Source organism: Neobacillus niacini (genome assembly GCF_000759675.1).
In the GTDB taxonomy this organism is placed as follows: Bacteria; Bacillota; Bacilli; order Bacillales; family Cytobacillaceae; genus Neobacillus; species Neobacillus niacini_A.
On sequence record NZ_BAWM01000021.1, the window covers coordinates 129,316 to 147,819 of the forward strand.

At 36.7% G+C, this 18,504-nt stretch carries 11 protein-coding genes and 1 pseudogene; all 12 read left to right on the forward strand.

Features of this window, described 5'->3' with window-relative positions; genetic code table 11:
- Nucleotides 1-515 precede the first annotated feature (515 nt).
- A complete protein-coding gene (locus TR08_RS31960) occupies nt 516-740 on the forward strand; it encodes an SH3 domain-containing protein (protein WP_152597417.1) in 225 nt (74 codons plus the stop codon).
- Nucleotides 741-1,087: 347 nt separating this feature from the next.
- The gene (locus TR08_RS13475; RefSeq protein WP_045518876.1) at nt 1,088-1,696 is read left to right on the forward strand and encodes a DUF3267 domain-containing protein; all 609 of its coding nucleotides are present in this window, start codon (nt 1,088-1,090) and stop codon (nt 1,694-1,696) included.
- 721 nt (nt 1,697-2,417) lie between these two features.
- Complete coding sequence (locus TR08_RS13480; protein ID WP_238579134.1) at nt 2,418-3,644, forward strand: sensor histidine kinase; 1,227 nt, start codon at nt 2,418-2,420, stop codon at nt 3,642-3,644.
- 212 nt (nt 3,645-3,856) lie between these two features.
- Nucleotides 3,857-4,052: pseudogene (locus tag TR08_RS31005) on the forward strand (DDE-type integrase/transposase/recombinase); the annotation flags it as partial.
- A 232-nt stretch (nt 4,053-4,284) separates the two neighbouring features.
- Nucleotides 4,285-6,138: a GAF domain-containing sensor histidine kinase gene (locus tag TR08_RS13485; RefSeq protein WP_370576309.1), complete on the forward strand. Its 1,854-nt coding sequence runs from the start codon at nt 4,285-4,287 to the stop codon at nt 6,136-6,138.
- Complete coding sequence (locus TR08_RS13490) at nt 6,113-6,754, forward strand: response regulator (protein ID WP_045518880.1); 642 nt, start codon at nt 6,113-6,115, stop codon at nt 6,752-6,754. Before TR08_RS13485 ends, TR08_RS13490 begins: the two co-directional genes overlap by 26 nt.
- 160 nt (nt 6,755-6,914) lie before the next feature.
- A complete protein-coding gene (locus TR08_RS13495) occupies nt 6,915-7,289 on the forward strand; it encodes a BsuPI-related putative proteinase inhibitor (protein WP_052427456.1) in 375 nt (124 codons plus the stop codon).
- Nucleotides 7,290-7,767: 478 nt separating this feature from the next.
- A complete protein-coding gene (locus tag TR08_RS13500; RefSeq protein ID WP_045518882.1) occupies nt 7,768-11,304 on the forward strand; it encodes a S8 family serine peptidase in 3,537 nt (1,178 codons plus the stop codon).
- A 288-nt stretch (nt 11,305-11,592) separates the two neighbouring features.
- Nucleotides 11,593-15,723: a S8 family serine peptidase gene (locus TR08_RS13505; protein ID WP_045518885.1), complete on the forward strand. Its 4,131-nt coding sequence runs from the start codon at nt 11,593-11,595 to the stop codon at nt 15,721-15,723.
- 112 nt (nt 15,724-15,835) lie between these two features.
- Complete coding sequence (locus TR08_RS13510; protein WP_045518886.1) at nt 15,836-16,387, forward strand: signal peptidase I; 552 nt, start codon at nt 15,836-15,838, stop codon at nt 16,385-16,387.
- Between the two features lie 29 nt (nt 16,388-16,416).
- Nucleotides 16,417-17,118 carry a hypothetical protein gene (locus TR08_RS13515; protein WP_045518887.1) on the forward strand — a complete coding sequence of 234 codons (702 nt, stop codon included), beginning with the start codon at nt 16,417-16,419 and terminating at the stop codon, nt 17,116-17,118.
- A 322-nt stretch (nt 17,119-17,440) separates the two neighbouring features.
- The gene (locus TR08_RS13520; protein WP_052427457.1) at nt 17,441-18,496 is read left to right on the forward strand and encodes a hypothetical protein; all 1,056 of its coding nucleotides are present in this window, start codon (nt 17,441-17,443) and stop codon (nt 18,494-18,496) included.
- Nucleotides 18,497-18,504 lie beyond the last annotated feature (8 nt).

Genomic DNA, 18,504 nt, shown 5'->3' on the forward strand with positions numbered 1-18,504 from the left:
TAAAAGGATTCGACTGTCATAATACCGAAAAGGGACTGGAGTTATCTATTTAAATAGTGGAAACAGATTTCGACCTCTTTTTTCTGTAATATTGATTAAGAAGCTTGTCTTTAAAGGAGTTAAGCCCAATTTAATCAATCGATTGTGTAAAAGGAAAAAAACAAGGTATTTGCCAAACTATGCAGTTTTAAGGGGAAACTGTACATTTCAGGGGATTTGGCAAGATAATCTATAAAATCTACACTATTTACCGACAATTATTTTACCTAAATCAAGAGAGAAAGCTTTAAATAACGGGATTTATTCCATTTTCACACAAACGTTTGATTACCATGTCATCATGAAAGGACCCGTCGTTAATTGTAGAAAGCCATTTTTTTTGGCTATCTTTGAGGTATTCTAGAAGAAAGCAAAGCTTTTCCTCGACAAGAAATACTCTTGAAATGAGGCTAAAGTTCGTTTTTTAAAAGGGTTCGCAGCACTTTTAATCAAACGTTTGTGTAGGGCGAAAGATGTTGAGATCATGGCGAAGGTACTGGTGGTACTCTCATTGGTTACTGGGTACTTCAACTGATTCTAGCAATAATATCCTTACTAGTGTCAGTAACGGTACTTATTTAAATCTTGTTACGATAAACGGAATGCCTGTTACACAGAATGGGTGGTATCAAGTGTTTGTGCCTAATTCATCAACTACTGGTTGGGTACATGGAGATTATATCAAACTAGTAACTAACTAAAAATATGAGGGTGTCCCAAAAGTATAACTTTTAGGGGCACCCCTTTTTGTGTAGAAAACATGGGGACGGTTCTGATGGCTTTTATCTCTTCGGGTATCTGGTAAATAGGCTTCCTCGTTATGGTAGTAGTCGCGAGCAGTGATATCATTGAAACGTTCAACAGGAGAAAGAACCATGAGAACCGTCCCCGTGGCTCCATGCAAAAGTGCTGGATTTTGGAATAAAACCTTTTAGGAAATTGGATATTTATGTTAAAATGTAGAAGTGAATGTAAAGGGTGTTCATTAAACTTTAAGGGTAGGGTTGTTACAAATTTTCTTGAATTGAGGTATGAGCGGGGGATTTTAATGAAAATATTAAACAAATTGCCAAAAAGTAACCCACGTTTACATTTGGACCTAATTAAAAGTGGATGGGTTCCAATGAAAGAACCTAAGAAATTAATTAGTGCTATTTTGTTATCGATTCCTTTAATGATTGTCGCTGCAATCATCTCTATTGGGATAATAAATATCTTTTCCTCTATTTCTTTGAGCGATTTTGGACTGACGTCAAATTCATTATCAATAGCCATTAACTTAGATATTATTTTTTGGCTAGTCTTACTAATAATCCTTCACGAATTACTCCATTTGATTTTCATTCCTAATTTTATTAAATCAGAAAAAACATATGTAGGTCTTACTCTTTTCGGGGGTTTTGTCATAACGGAGGAGGAGATTTTTAAATCAAGATATCTCTTCATTACAATTGCTCCTTTCATGATTCTTTCAATCATTTTGCCATTACTATTAGGTGTATTTGGACTGTTAACACCGACATTAAAATTTTTGATCCTTCTAAACTCTATGGCATCATCCGTTGATATCCTTAATCTTCTTCTTTTGATTAAACAGGTTCCGAATCATGCAATTCTAAAAAATAATGGAACAAATACTTATTGGAAACACACATAAATGTAAGAAAACTATAAATAGAAAGTTTCCTTATTTAAGTGAGTTTTTCTACCATACCTTTAAGCATAACTATTATAGAGCGTTCTTCCGTACAAGGGCGCAATTGCTGAAGATTAAAAGCCTAATTCCTCGCTAAAAATACTGAGGGACTAGGTTTTTTTATCTTTCAATTCTTTATGGTGTATTAACTAGTGCAGAATAGTTGAGAAAAAAAACTTCTTTTCGACAAAAGTTTTATTAAATAACAGCTCCCTTTTCTTTTTTCAAAAGGGTTCACGGCACTTTTAATCAATCGTTTAGTTGGTTTTCAATTTGTATAGGTTTGTCAGGAAACATAATTTATTAGTTTCTATTGTCATTTTTGAGGATATTTTTTCCTAATTGCAAATTTTTTTCACCAATTTATTTTCCTGAAAATGAAAGAAAGATCATTTAATAAAGGGGCACAATGCAATCTAATCAATCGTTTGTTTAATAGATTCAATATCAACTAATCGATTGATTAGAATCGCTGTACATGTTGTTAATGCTATGTTTGCTCTTCCTTAGAGGGATGGAAATTGTCGATAAGCTGAGACAGACCATGGGGACGGTTCTGCTGGCTTTTTTTACCTTGAGAACCGTCCCTGTGGCATTCCGCATTACCCTTTTATATCTATAAATGATATATTTTAGAGGTGCATTTGAGATAATTAAAAAAGGGGTTTGTATGAGGGATATTATGAATAATTTAAATAAAAAAATATATTATATTATCGTGTGGATTGTAATAGCCATTATGATTTCTGGTTTGTTAATTGATAACCCACGGTTTGGTGAATTCGGAGTTGTTTACCTATCCCACAGTATACTAGTGTTCATTCTGTCTGTTTGTTTACTGCTTTATCCTAAGAATGGTACAGATATTCTAAGATTGACCATCATCATCGTCGCATCCGTTTACTTTTATGCACTTTTCCTTTTTTATCCGGAGACGTGGTCCACCTTTATTTTTCTATGTTTTATTCCAGCTCTTTCAATCTTATATTTTGATTCAAAGCTTTTTTATTTTTCTTTGTTATTAAACGGTATATTAATCATGATTATTTTTGGATATATCATTTTGATTGATCGAGGAGTGCAATATCCCTATATAGACGAGGATCCAATAGGAAATTTCATTAATTTTATTGCGAGTCAAATCATTATCTATTTTATTTTTTATTTAACGAATGGACGAATTAAAAAACAACAAATATATTACGAACAAATACAAAATTCTGAGCGTTTGAAGTCAAGCGGCCAGCTTGCAGCGGCTGTTGCACATGAAATTAGAAATCCTCTGACCGTTGTGAATGGTTTTTTACAGCTATTTGAGCAAGACTCTTCCTTTAGTGATGATCGAAAGAGACATTTTACTTTGATGATTGATGAATTAAACACGGCTGAACAGGTTATTTCTCAATTTTTATCTATTGCTAAACCAGATAAAGAGAATGTAACTGAAAATGTTGATGTAAAGGTTGTGCTTCAGAGTGTAACAGATTTGCTTTATTCATATGGACTGTTACATGATAATCGGATTGAATTAAACGTAACAGGAGATTGTACGATTTCAGCTAATAACATAGAGTTTAAACAATTACTCATAAATATTATTAAAAATGCCATTGAGGCTTCTAATATGGGTGATCTAGTTCTAGTGACAGCTGGAAGGGAAAAAGATTTTGTTGTCATTAACGTAATTGATCACGGACGAGGAATGTCAGAAGCAGAAATTGCATCTTTAGGTACTCCTTTTTATTCTTTAAAAAGTAAAGGAACAGGATTAGGGATGATGATTTGCTTTAACATTGTTGATAAATTTAAAGGCACGATTGACTTCCAATCCTCTATAGGTCATGGAACCACCGTTACGATACGCTTTCCATCTTCAGAACCAGAAGGAGGGCCAAGGGGACGGTTCTGATGGCTTTTTTATTGGTGGTATTAGGAAATAGGGATGGACACCTACCTAGTAAGTAAAGCCAATGTGTATAATGAAACTAGATTAAAGAGCCATGGCAGCAGCCATCACAAAATGTGGTTGGTATTGATTATTGAACCATTTTGAGATTTGGGAGATACCTAACATAATCGAACCATGAGAACCGTCCCCGTGGCTGTAGAAATCCAAAGCTGGATGCCTGGCGAGTAGATGAGACGTATATCAAGGTAAAAGGTCAAAGGATGTAATTTATATCGCGCAGTTGATTCCGAAGGAAGTACGATTGATTTTCACCTGAGCAAAACAAGAGATCATAAGGCTGCAAAGCACTTCTTTAAGAAGGCCTTGCGGTCTTTTTATGTTTCTAAGCTACGTGTGACTGAAATCAATCTATATCTTTTTTACTATATAGTTTACTACAAAAGACGATAAACAAATACAACATTTGATGAGCAGGCAAATGAAGAATCAAATATTATAATAGTATTGTGTCCTGCCATATAAGGTTAGCGACAGCCGGTTATTGGCTAGTGGATATTTTTCCATTTTGCCAGTGCCGGTTTTTTATTAGATAATAATAGATAATAAATTCTTTAAAATAAAGGAAGGTGCCGTTTTGAAAATGATAGACTCTATTACTAGGAGGGAACGAATAGCGAGTTTTTATATTTATTCTATTTCCTTTCTTGGTGTAATTGCTATTATCTTTTCCATATTTAAAAGTGAGATGCCTTCTGAACCGATAATCCTTTTGCTGTTAGCTGTGTTTATGGGGATTACTGAGTATTTTCCGATCCGAATTGGAAGAGGAGGAATTACGCTCAGCCTTACGCTTATTTATCCAATGAATTGGGAGTTTGGTATACATGTAACAGTTGTTGCTTGTGTATGTGCAATGGTAGTAACTCATACCCTTCGCCGCTTGCCAATGCAAAGGACACTATTTAATTGCACCCAATTTGCTTTTAGCATCATTTTGGCAGAATGGTTTTCCAATGAATGTATTTCTTTTTTTATTAACGAGTTGAACCTTCCAGTTTTATATGAAGAATTAATAAGCCTGCTTTTATTTACTGTATTTTTTTGCCTGATCAACACCCTTTTATATGATTTTTTAATGTTGCTTCTTCCTCAGCCATATTCACTAGGACAGTGGTACAAGAAAAATATATTACTATTATTGAGTGCAAGTTTTTGTTTATGTTACGCATCCCTTATATATATTTTAGAAATCCGATATCGCGGAGAATTGGGTGGAGTTGCCGTTCTGTTCTTCTTTTTCCCGCTTGTAGCAATCTGCATCCTCAGCTCCTTCATTCGGCAAATACGGATTGAAAAAGAACGATTATATAACCTTTTTACCATTACGACGGAGTTAAGTCACGGGCTGTCTGCCGGAAACTTACATCAGATGAAACAATCACTTAAAGGATTCTTGGGAATACAGGCGTATGCTTTATGGACAAAAGATGAAGGAAACTGGATGATTCTGCTAAAGGATGGAAAAGTTCATTCCAATCGTTCAAGTCCCTCTGATCTCCATCCGAATTTTGAAGAACTATCCGAAACCTTTGTTGTTTCTGATTGGAAAACAGGTATGGCTCCGGGAGATGAAGTATTTGAAGATGCCATCCGTTCCCTTGTCTATCTGCCCCTTAAGGTAAATCATGAATTGGTAGGGGTGTTTGTTGCAGGCAAAAGCAGGGGAGCGAGTTTTATTACCGAAGATATACAGTCCTTATCTACTTTTGCCAATCAATTGGGCAGTTTGCTTAAAACACGGTCGCTCGTCGCCGAACAGGAAAAACGGATGATTCTGGAAGAAAGAAATCGACTTGCCAGGGAAATTCACGATGGAATTGCACAAGTATTAGCCGGGGTCATATTTCAGCTTGAATCTGCTTTGAGGCAGTCTGCAGATCAATCAGGAAACATGCAGGAAGAGGTAGACAAAAGTATAAAAAAATTACGGAAGGGCTTAGGGGAAGTTCGCTATTCTATCTATGCTTTAAAGCCATATCCTACTCAAAGGCTAGGGCTAAAACAAGCAATAGCAAATAAAATTCAATCGATAAAACAAGAATATGATCTAGAGATTAAATATCATGAAAGGGGCCGTTCACGAACACTCAGTTTTACAAAAGAACGAGTCATCTTCGATACTTTACAGGAAAGCTTGCAGAATATTGTAAAGCATGCGAAAGCGGACGAAGTTGACATTCTCTTAAGCTATCAACGTGAACATGTGCTTTTAAAAGTGAAAGACAACGGGGTTGGCTTTTCCCTTTTTGAATCCATGATTAAAACAAAGCATGAGCCTCATTATGGTATATTGCATATGAATGAACAAGCTGAACAGCTGGGTGCTACCCTTCAGATTGATAGTTCACCAGGAAAAGGTACAGAAATTATATTGTTAATTCCAAACTCAGAAACAAGGGAGGATTATCATGATTCGCATATTACTAGTGGATGATCATACGGTTTTGCGTGATGGAATTCGGAGTATACTGGATCTCGAAACTGACATCCAAGTTGCAGGAGAAGCCGTTTCCGGGGATGAGGTATTGGAGAAAGTAGAGGAGTGTAAACCTGATTGTATTTTGATGGACATCAATCTCCCTGGGAAAAATGGAATTGAGGTTACGTCACTCGTGAAAAGTCAGTATCCGAATTGCCGCGTTCTTATGTTGACGATGTTTGAAGATGATGAATACTTAATGGAAGCATTGCGGGCTGGTGCAGATGGCTATTTATTGAAAGATTCATCATCTGAACAAGTAGTAGCAGCGATTCGAATGGTATCACAAGGAGATTCTGTGATTCATCCTCGCATGACCAAAAAGCTGATAACCTACCATCACCAACAAACGAAATCTGAATCAAATGAAAATATGCTGACTGAGCGTGAAAAAGAGATACTGTTTGAGTTGGTCAAAGGTCTTAGTAACAAAGAAATTGCTGAAGCCTTATTTATTAGTGATAAGACCGTTAAAATTCACATCAACAAGATTTTCAAAAAGCTGAATGTAAAAAGCCGTTCACAGGCAGTCATTTATGCCGTTCGAAATCAACTTGTGCCGTTTTCTTAAAGAACAAACTCAATATGGATAGCCTAACTTTCGTTTGGTATCAAACTTTTGTTCGTGACATTGGAGAAAAAAATGGAGGAATGGGTAAAAATCATTGGATTTATAGCTTGGGGTGCAAAAATAAGTTTCATTATTTAAGACGAAAGAGGTGTCAGGAAACTTGGAAAATAAAGAAGTTAAATTGTCAGTTCAAGCTTGGGAAAATTCAGAAAGTGTGAAGTTTATCATTACTTTACTAAATAATACTGATTCTGAAAAGATTTTTATCTTTAGAACCGGTCAACAATACGATATTCACGTGCTTAATCCAGAGGGAAAAGAAGTGTATCGATACTCTAAAGGCAGATTTTTTACACAAGCTATTGAATATGTGAATTTTGCTCCTGGTGAAGCCCGGAAATGGGAAGGAACTTGGGACTATAAATGTGATGGAAAACGTGTAGAACCTGGTGAGTATATCGTGTTGGTAAACTTAGTTGGTAAAGAGGAAGGTGTAAAAACACCTATAGCAAAGGATATGTTTACCGTCTCTTAAAAAATATATACAGCATTTAGAAATGTATAATCTATTTGGAATGGCTGCATAAGAACAGATTCTATTAGGAATCTGTTTACCTCTTTTTTTAACGAAGGGGCCGGATGCGCCAGCAAACAGGAAACCTAAAGAAACCATCGGCAATAAAGGATTGGAATACTTCCTGAGCCTGGTTGGTTTTGAGCCGAAACAATAGAAGTGAAAAGGAGAGGAACGCAATAAGCGTTTCTCTCTTTTTCATTGTTAGGAAATTATAGATTTTCGCATTGTGGATAACTTTGAAGATTAGTTTGTCCACGTCTAGCTCCAACGCCCAGCGACTGGGGCGGATAGTTCTTTTGTTTTATGTAGGTATAGAACCAATAACAGTAAAAGTTACTACCTTTGATTAATTTCCGGAAAGTTAAAAATATTTAATAATAAAGATAAAATCATATTTTACTAGTTTTATTATTTTAATAGAAGAGGAGATATTTTTATGAAAAAAGGAAAAATGAAAGCATGGAAAGTCATGACCACAGCAGCGATGACTTCCCTATTATTTTCATCACTTACCGTTTTTGCAGAAGGTGATGTTACACCAGCTGAGTCGCAAATGGTTGAGGAACAAGGAGGACAATTATTTTTTGATAAGGATAAGATCGAAACAGGTCAAAAAGATTCACTATATAATGAAGTTAATAAAGAAGGTTTGGCTAAAGCATATAAACCGAATGATACGGTGCGCTTAATCGTAGAAGTTGAACAGCCAGCAGAAATTGAGAAAACAGCCAAAAGCAAAAAAGCTTTATATAAACAAAAGCAAGATAAAGTAATCGAACAAATCTCAAAAGATAAAAATTCTAAATCAGATGCTCCAATTAAAGTGAAGCATCGTTTTTTCGAAGGGTTTAACGGATTCAGTATAGAAACAGAGTTCCAAAATATAAAAGATATCAAGTCCATTCCAGGGGTTACGAATGTCCACATTGCCAGAACTTTCCAGGAAAACATGGCAGCAAGTAAAGAATTAGTACAAGCTCAAAAAGTATGGGAACAATATGGTTATAAAGGTGAAGGATTAGTAGTAGCGGTCGTTGATTCCGGGATTGATTATACGCACAAAGATATGACATTATCTGATGCAGCCAAAGCGAAAGAAAAATGGACCCAAGATAAAATTAATCAAAAATTTGCTGAGACAGACGTAAACGAAATTTGGTATTCCGACAAAGTTCCAACAGGATATGACTGGGCAGACAAAGATACCAATGTCATTCCGGGTACAAAGGGCAGTCCGCATGGTACACACGTGGCTGGTACAATTGGAGCAAATGGAGACGAAACAAAAGGTGGAGTCGAGGGGATTGCACCAGGTGTTCAACTATTAGCTGAGAAGGTGTTTTCAGATAATGGCGGTGGTGCCTATGAGGATGATATTATCGCAGGTATTGAGCATGCAGTAACAATGGGTGCAGATGTAATTAACATGAGTTTAGGTGTCGATGCAGGCTATGTAGATGAAGAATTTGATCCGATCCAAAAAACCATTCGAGTTGCGACAGAACAAGGCACCCTTGTTGTAGCGGCAGCCGGTAATTCAGCTTACAGTACGAAGAATAACATTAGTCTCTCTTCATTAAAGCCATATGCAGAAAATCCTGATATTGGAACAGTTGGAGCACCGGGTGTAAGTCCATATGCTCTATCAGTTGCTTCCTATGAAAATACAAAACTTCATTTAAATGCACTAGCAGATGCAAGTGGTTTTTCGGTGCCGTTCAAAGATCAAACGCAATTTCCAGCATCGTATAACTTTAAAGTCTCTAAGGTTCTCTCGCCAGATGTACCTTATGATTTGGTATATGTCGGGGAAGGAAAGAATGCTTCAGATTATCCTAAAGGCAAAACTGACTACATTGCAGTGGTTAAACTATTAAATTCATATAGTACTGTTTCATCCATTCAGTGGGAAGCTAAGCGTGCAGGAGCAAAGGCGATTATTATGATACCACCCGCAAATTGGTCAGATTATACTACACTGCCAGTAACGCCAACTGCAGCACCAACGGCGTCAACAAGTAAAGCTGCAGGGGAAGCATTACTGAGTAAAATGAATAGTCTGCCAAGCGGTCAATATTTAAGCATGAAATTTGCAGGCGATACTTGGGTAGAGAATCCAGCGAAAGACACGATGTCCTATTTTTCATCTTTTGGTTCTCCAAGTACATTAGATTTTAAACCAGAGATTTCTGCTCCTGGTGGAAATATTTATTCAACTATACCAGGAAATGATTATGAAGTGATGAGCGGTACATCGATGGCAGCACCTCATGTTGCAGGCGGTTCAGCATTGTTATTGCAGGCCCTTTATCAAAAAGGATTAACTCATTCAGAAGATACAGTTTTAAAAGCAAAGCTTGCTTTAATGAATACAGCTAATATTGCCATGGATCCAAGGACAAATGGAGAAGTTCCGTATTCACCACGTGTACAAGGTTCAGGTCTAATGCAAATTCAAAATGCCATTAATTCACCAGTCATTGTGACAAATAGTAATGCGCCTTTAGAACAAGCTGGAGCGGTTGCTTTAAAGGAAATAGGTCAAAATACAAGTTTCAAATTGAACATGGAAGCATTCGACGCTCCTAAAGGCAAAAATAATAGTGATGATATTGAATACAAAGTTTATGTCGATGTATTAAAAGATAAGACAGAAATGAAGGAATTTGACTTAGATAGTGATGGACAATTGGATTCAAAAGAGTATTTAACATTAACTAGTGAGCGTATTAATGGTGCGATAGTCACTGTAAATGATAATACAGTTACAGAAACAGACGGAGCAATAGTAAAAATCAAGCCAGGTCAAACAAAAAAGCTGACTGTAAATGTTTCTTTACCAGATTCCTTAAAGAAAAATAGTTTTGTAGAAGGATTTGTTCGCTTCGTTCCGGTTGATAAAGACCAGGATAAAGCAGTTCCTTTAACTGTTCCTTATATGGGCTTCTATGGAAAATGGGATGAAGCGCGAAATATCGACGCACCTGCATGGGAGAAGGATGCATTTGTAGGATATACAGCCCTTTGGGATGAGAATTCAGAAAGATATCCATTGGGATATAATCCATATACAGGAAGGTTCAGTCTTAATCATATTGCATTTTCGAAAAACTATATACTCGATGGTATTTATCCGTCATTCCAAGCCTTACGTAATTTAGACAAGACCGAAATGTATATTGAAGATCAATCTGGAAATCTCGTAAAAAATCTAGGGGATTTTAGTGAATATACTGGTTCTCCATGGAAATTTAGAAAAAATATCATGTCTTATGGGGATACAAAGTATGGAGGATATAAATGGGATATGAAAGACTTATCAGGACAATATGTACCTGATGGTGTTTATCAATATGTTATCAAAACAACATTAGATTATCAAAACGCAAAACCACAGATTGTTAAAATGCCAATTACGGTAGATTCCGTCGCTCCTACTGTTTCTGATATTAAGGTAACACCAATTAATGGAAAATATGAAATTTCCTTCAATGCGGAAGATAATGCTAGTGACTATAATTCTGCTATTGTTTATGTAAATGGTCAATATCATGAAGTGCCGCTTGAAAAAAAATCTCTAACTGTCAATACAGAGCCCAAAGGTATGGTCATTTTAGCTATTGATTATGCAGGAAATGTATCTTGGACTACGTGGGGGGATCAAAGCTATAATAAACAAAATATGGCGATTCAAACAATCAGTATTACTCCGACTGCAGGTATTAACCAAAACAAGCCAGCAAGTATTTCTGCGTGGGCTTATAATAGAGTAGACTGGACGATTAATGTTAAAGATGCAAACGGAAAGATAGTTGATACGTTTGAAGTGAAAAATGAACATTCACTGAAGACAAAATGGCTTCCTAGCGCGGACCTTCCAAATGGAACGTACTCTATCTCAGCGGATGTCGTGACAAAAGACGGCTTTAAAGTGACAACAACACCTAAACAAGTAACGGTTCTCCAACAATAAGACGATTATGACCCAAGTGAGGATCATTCACTTGGGTTTTTTCAAGCCCGGTGCATGGTGCCATTTCTATACGCAAAAGATGAATGATTAAATAAAAAGTCGCGGAGTAGTACTTTTGTTTTAAACTGGTATAGAACCAATAACTACAAAATTTACTGCCTATGTTTAATTTTCAGAAAAGTAGAAATGTGGGATGATAAGGGTCGAAACATAGTTTATTAGTTTTATATAGTCATTTTTAAATGATTTGTAAATAAAAAACAAAAATATAGGACAAGGGGATGCGGTATGAAGAGGAAAAAAATAAGGAAGATCCTTACAGGAACATTAGCTGTAGGCATGTTACTATCTCAAGGTACTCCATATAACGTATTAGCGAAAAGCACCTATGAACTGAATCCAGTGGATCATGCGGAAGAAATTCTAAAGAGCCTGTCTTCAGAACAAAGAAAAGCGTTAGAGCAATTGGATGCCAAACCAAACTTTACGATTTCTCCGGATATTAATGTGAATAGTCCAGAATTAGTCAAGGTCATCGTGGAATTTGAACAGGCACCGGCGAAAATTGAAGTGATGAAGCAAGCGGCGAAAGGAACGAAACTATCTTCTGCTGATGCGAATGAAAAAGTAAAAGAATCCCACAAGGCTTTTAAAGAACATGTGCAATCATTGAAATCACAAAAAAACGTAACCAAGTACAAAGCAGAAGATATAAACATCACAAGAGAGTATACAAACGCCATTAACGGTGTAGCGATGACACTGCCTGGAGTGGCCGTGCAGGATTTGCTGCAATCTGGAGTAGTTAATCGTATTTTTAAAGATTACGAAGTAAAAGTGGAACCGCCGGTAAACACAAAAGAAGCGATCGATCCAAAAATGGCAGACAGTATTCCGCAAATTGGCGTGGACAAGCTTCATGCCGAGAACATTACCGGTAAGGGAATAAAAGTCGGTGTTCTTGATACAGGTATTGACTACAATCATCCAGATTTAAAAGATGCTTATAAAGGCGGATATGATTTTATCGATAATGATGCCGACCCAATGGAAACAACATACGAGGATTGGATCAATGCTGGCAAGCCAGAATATCCTGGTTTAGTGTATTACACAAACCACGGGACACATGTCGCGGGGACAATTGCAGCACAAAAGAAAAACAATGTCGATTACGCTGTAAAAGGGGTAGCACCTGAAGTAGATTTATATGCTTATAGAGTATTAGGACCTTGGGGAGGGGGAGATTCAGCGGGAATCCTTGCTGGAATCGATCAAGCGATTACAGATGGTATGGATGTCATCAATATGTCGCTTGGGGCAAGAACGAACGATCCGTTATATGCTACTTCTGTCGCGGTGAATAATGCCATGCTATCAGGAGTTGTGGCAGTTGTTGCCGCAGGAAACGCAGGACCGGGAGAGAAAACGCTTGGTTCCCCAGGAACGGCAGCTCTTGGCATCTCAGTAGGGGCAAGTGATGCTTCGATGTCGATTCCAACATTTAATGGAAGCGCTTCCGAAGAAAAAATTGAAAATATGCAACTACTGGGTAAAGATTTTTCTGATAAGTTAGAAGATTTGCAAGAAAAATCATTCCCAGTTACATTTGCAGGATTAGGGAAACCAACTGATTTTGAGGGGAAAGATCTGAGCGGGAAAATTGCTTTAATTGAGCGAGGCGAAATTACGTTTGATGAAAAAATAAAAAATGCTAAAAACGCTGGAGCAAAAGCTGTTATTGTGTACAACAATGTTGACGGGCAAATATCTGCCTACTTAGGCGAGGGTGTGGGATATATTCCGTCTTTCCGCCTTTCAAAAGCAGATGGCGAACGTTTAAAGGCGCTTGGAGAGGTATCTTTCACATTTGAAACGTTAAGTAACACAAAAACGGAAGGTGATCACTTAGCAGATTTCAGTTCGCGCGGGCCGGTAAATGGAAATTATGATATTAAGCCAGATGTTGTCGCTCCAGGTGTGTCGGTTTTCTCAACAGCACCGGAGTTTCTCAATGATCCACAAGAAGGCATTAATTATGGCAATGCGTATGTGCGCTTATCGGGTACGTCTATGGCTGCTCCTCATACAGCAGGTACAGCAGCATTGATTTTGCAGGAGCATCCGGAATATACTCCTTTCGATGTAAAATCGGCACTCATGAATACTTCAGACGATTTAAAAGAGGATTATTCTGTATACGAAGTGGGTGCAGGACGAATCGATGCTTATCAAGCGGTTCATACAGATACCTCCATTAAAGTATTGGACAAAACACAAAATGTAGAGAACGGAAATGTTGTCGAAATTGACGAACAAACAGGTTCTATTATGTTCGGCAGACATTTTAAGCAAGATGATAAACCAATTGAAGCGAGCAAAAAAGTAGCTATTCAAAACAACGGTAAGGAAGAAAAATCATTTAACGTGGAAGTGGAGTATCACGGCGAGCGTACAGGCATTCAAGATGCAGTGAAGAATGGAATACAAGTTGAGGTACCGGCATCTCTTACAGTGGCAAGCGGACAATCACAGGAACTGCAGCCGAAAATTTCGATTCCTTCTAGTGCAGCGAAAGGCAGATATGAAGGATATATTCATGTAACGAATGCGAACAATCCGTCCGAAACGTATCAAATTCCATTCGCTGTCATGGTAACGGAAAAGGGATTTGAATATCTAAAAACGACTACACCATCCGTAACAAATACAACACCTTTCTGGCAAGGTTTAGACACTACGGTTCACGGAATAATGAAGTTGAATAGTCCAATGAAAACAATGGATGTGCTTGTTAAGGACAGTAAAACAGGGCAAGCTGTAGGTTTTGTAGGAACAGCTGACACTAGTAAGTTACTAACGGACAAAGAAACTTTTCTTATAGGAGCATTTAAAGGTACTGTCTATCCATTTACAAATGATCCTTCCAAGCCAATTGGCGATATTCCTGTGAAGCTTCCAGCAGGCGATTATATACTGGAAATAATTGCGCACGATGAGGAAGGGAAATCATATATTGCAGATAATCCGCTTATTGTGGACAATACAGCACCGGAAGTAAATATGGATAAAAAACCGGGTGTAATCGAGGTTAATGACTCTATGTTTACGGAAGAAGATGGACAAAAAGCAGTATGGCTGCATGGAACAGCTAAAGATGAGACAGTAGATCTATTGAAATCCAAGGGCTTGAACGTTGACCAATCATCCAACAGCATGGGTTACTCTGCAAACTCTGCATTCATAAATGGGTACTTCCCAATCCAAGCGAATGGAGATGTAAAATTCGGAGTTGAGGCAAATGATATTGCAACGAAGCCTCTAAAGCTGACTTTGACTACGTCTGATATTGCAACGACATTTAATAAGCAAAACTATGTCTTCGTAAAAGAAGGTACAGAGTATGCGACTTCTAGTTACGATAAGAAAGACGTGAAAATTGACGATACAGTTACGATGACACTTAGCCTCAATAATGTAAAGCAGCTTGTATCCGGGGAATTTCAGGTGGAATTCAAGAACGATTTGTATAAGTTTGAGAATGTAAAACTGAACAATGCGGTAAATCAGTATGCAGAGGAAAAAGGCTTGGAAGTATCGCTGCAAGAACCTGTGGTGACAGAAGGAACTCTCACTAATACGGTGAAAGTCGGCGCATCTATGAAAGGGAATGGATTCAGCGGTATGGACGGCGATATGCCTTTCCTTGATGTCACGTTCAAAGTAGTAAGTGATGCATTTTACGATAATGTTACAAGTTTTAATGTACTACAGGCGTCTTATATGAAAGCGGAACAAACAGCAGCTACTGCTATTCCTTATTTCGGTACGGCAAGCTTTAACATTATTTCAACGCATTCGAGAGTACAGGGTGCCATCTTACCGGAAGCATTTTTGAGAAATGACGGTAGTTTGGTAAAAGGTGATTATACAAAAATTGGTGCCCAAGTATATGTAATGTCCCCAAAAGGTAAAAAATATCCGGGGAAAATTGATAATCAAGGACGATACACGATTATAGGTATCCCAGCTTCTAATGAAGCATACACACTTGTTGTCGATGTTCCGGGGCATCTCAAAGTGATGAAGAAGTTCATTCCTGGATATTCTGTAAATGGTGAGATGCGCGGGCAACATTTTAGTGGATTAGCTGGTAAAGGTCTGGCAGGGGACGTGAATGGTGCCAGCATGATTGATATCCTTGATGTTATGCGTGTTGTAGCCCAGTACGGTAAGGATGATAAACAGGCAGATATTAATCAGGATGGCATTGTTAATGAAATAGATATTCGCTTTATTGAAAAGAACTTTTTACAAGTAGGGCCTGATGCACCTAAAAATAAAAACCCGCAAGAAAAGTTAGGAAACAAAGGTCTAGAGGATTTCTTACGTACGATTGGTCTTGAACCAAAAAATTAACGGGGAAATCGTATTACATGCATTAAACCATAGGGACTGTGCACAAAACATGTATTTTGTGCACACCCCTTATTAAATAAAGCTGTTTTTTCAAGGGGGTATTCAAGTTAATATGATCAAGATCATGAAGAAAGCATTGACCTTCCTTGTACGATTTGTGATTATAGCCATGATTTTAACTTTCTTGTTTATCACCTATCAGTCTATTAAGCACCCGGAACAACCTCCATCATTGTTAGGATACCAATACTTTACTGTCTTATCGAATAGTATGGTCCCATATTTTGAATCCGGAGATATGGTCATTATAAAGGAAATAACTCAGTCCGACGTCAATGAAAACGATGTTATTACTTTTAAAGAAGAAAACGGCAAATTTATCACCCATAGAGTGATAGAAATTAAAAACTATGACGGCCGTGTACAATTTGTAACCAAGGGAGACAACAACAACGTAAAAGATGAAGACATGGTAACTGATCAAAACTTAGTCGGTAAACAAGTTTTTCTAATACCTAAAGCTGGTTATGTAGTTAAATTTCTTAGTGGTCCTATTGGATTTATCCTACTCATTCTCTTACCAATATTAGGTTATATTTGCCTTGAACTATATGAACGTTTGAAAGTGTCTACCAAAAGGGAAGAAAGTCCGACTTCAAAATAAATATTATATAAAAGGGAGAAATGAATTCTATGAAAAAAGCAAAGAAGTTTTTATTAGGAACTGCATTAGCAGGTGCATTGGCAGCATCAGCTGGATTAGGTACATATTCTTGGTTCACTTCCGAAACACAAGCACTTGGAGATATGGAGAATGGTACATTACAAATCAATAATGGCGGCGATATCGAAACACCAATCTTCACCGGAAAGAAATTCACACCATCACAGTTACAATACGGAAATTGGCTTACGCTTAGCAACAGCGGTAGTTTAGATACTCATTTAAAGGCAACGTATTCTCACTCTGTCGATAAAGCATCATTAGAGGAATATGAAGTTGGTTATATTGCGATGAAATACACTACAACACCGGGTGAGGACATTTATGAAGACGCTAAGATCCAACTGGCTAATTTGTTTGAAGGTACGACAAATGAAAGAGCCCTTTCCGCAGCAGTACCAGCAGGCGTTGAGGTTGTTAGTGGAATGATGAAAGGCGAACAGGCAAAAGCCATGATGAATACTACTGGTACATCAGGAGAATTTGTTATGGGTGAAGGCGGGGAAGGAGACCCGTTCTGGTCATTAAATGAAGGTCAATATATTGATATTATGATAGGAATCAAACTAGGTGAACACGCAGGTAATGAATATCAAGGTGCAAAATATAACGCTACATTCAACGTCAACGCCAAACAAACGGATGACGGTGCCCAATACGAAAACGAGTAGGATTTGTTTTGTATGAGGAAAGGCAGTCTTTTCTAAGGCTGCCTTCTACCTTGCACCGGGTGGCCGAACTATGAAACTAAAAAGTCACGATTTGTATTTATAAGTATGCTGAATCTCCTTTATAGACACACAAACGAAATAGGGGGACATTGGTTATGTATGAGGGGAAAATCATTAAGTTTTATCGAGAAAAAAAAAACTCACTCAAGAACAATTAGGAAAAGATATATGTTCAACAACTCATATTAGTAAAATAGAGTGTGCCCAAACAACTTACGCAACGGATATTACTAATTTATTATGTGAACGCCTTGAGATTAATATGGAAGAAGAGTTATCTAAACTTACAAATATCAAACAAAAAATACTATATTGGCAAGAAACGATTATTATGCAGCTTTATAATGAAATGGATCAAATTAATAGTGAGCTAGAGCATGAGGGATTATTAAAGATTTCGAAATATGTATACATGCATCAATTACTCCGAGCTAGATATTTGCTTATGTATCATAAGTCAAATGAGGCATTTAAAATCCTCAAAAATATTCAAAGAAAATTAAATAGACTCTCACCTTATGAAACCAATTTATTAAAGCATACATTTGGTATTTATTATTTAGAAAAACAAGATTATATAAGTGCAATACAATCATTCAAATCAATTCAAATTACTATTTATAATAACCCAGAATATTATTATCATCTTGCAATTGCATATCACACGACACAATCACCTATGTTAGCATATTATTATGCTGAAAAGTCACATCAATATTTTAAGAACATCAATAACTATCTTAGAGTTATTGATGCTGAGATGCTAATGCTTATTCAAGTAAAAGATGACTTAAATAAGGATGAAGAAATTATTAAACGATTTAAAAATTTGATTAAGAGTTGTGAATTATGTAATGCCCTTGATCGGAAAGCAAGAGTATTGCATAATCTTGCATTTGAATATTTACGAAGGTCTAACTATGAGCTAGCAAGTATTTATTATAAAGAATCTATGGCAATGAAAGATCAAGAATCGAATTCCTACTTACTTTCTTTAGATGGGTATATTCGAAGTTCATTAGAAGGAGGACTTTTACCAAAAAATGAACTTATTATACTTGCTGAAAATGGATTTACGATTGCGAAAAATAATAATTCATTATTATATATTCATCTATTTAAGCTCCTTATTTATTTATTAAAATGTAAAGAGAAAGAATATCATCAATATTTAGTCGATAAAGCATTACCAATGTTTAGTAAAAATGGATTTTATTATTTAATTGAACGCTCGAATAAAGAATTATTTAATTATTATTCCACAATGAGATTAAATGATCAGGCGATGGAAATCGCTAAATTACTCATGAAAAATTAAAATAAAGA

Bases quoted from the DNA above. Each gene is read 5' to 3' on its own strand.
- TR08_RS13485 (WP_370576309.1), top strand. From the start codon at position 4,285: ATGATAGACTCTATTACTAGGAGGGAACGAATAGCGAGTTTTTATATT.
- TR08_RS13480 (WP_238579134.1), top strand. From the start codon at position 2,418: ATGAATAATTTAAATAAAAAAATATATTATATTATCGTGTGGATTGTA.
- TR08_RS13520 (WP_052427457.1), top strand. From the start codon at position 17,441: ATGGAAGAAGAGTTATCTAAACTTACAAATATCAAACAAAAAATACTA.
- TR08_RS13505 (WP_045518885.1), top strand. From the start codon at position 11,593: ATGAAGAGGAAAAAAATAAGGAAGATCCTTACAGGAACATTAGCTGTA.
- TR08_RS13500 (WP_045518882.1), top strand. From the start codon at position 7,768: ATGAAAAAAGGAAAAATGAAAGCATGGAAAGTCATGACCACAGCAGCG.
- TR08_RS13510 (WP_045518886.1), top strand. From the start codon at position 15,836: ATGATCAAGATCATGAAGAAAGCATTGACCTTCCTTGTACGATTTGTG.
- TR08_RS13475 (WP_045518876.1), top strand. From the start codon at position 1,088: ATGAAAATATTAAACAAATTGCCAAAAAGTAACCCACGTTTACATTTG.
- TR08_RS13490 (WP_045518880.1), top strand. From the start codon at position 6,113: ATGATTCGCATATTACTAGTGGATGATCATACGGTTTTGCGTGATGGA.
- TR08_RS13515 (WP_045518887.1), top strand. From the start codon at position 16,417: ATGAAAAAAGCAAAGAAGTTTTTATTAGGAACTGCATTAGCAGGTGCA.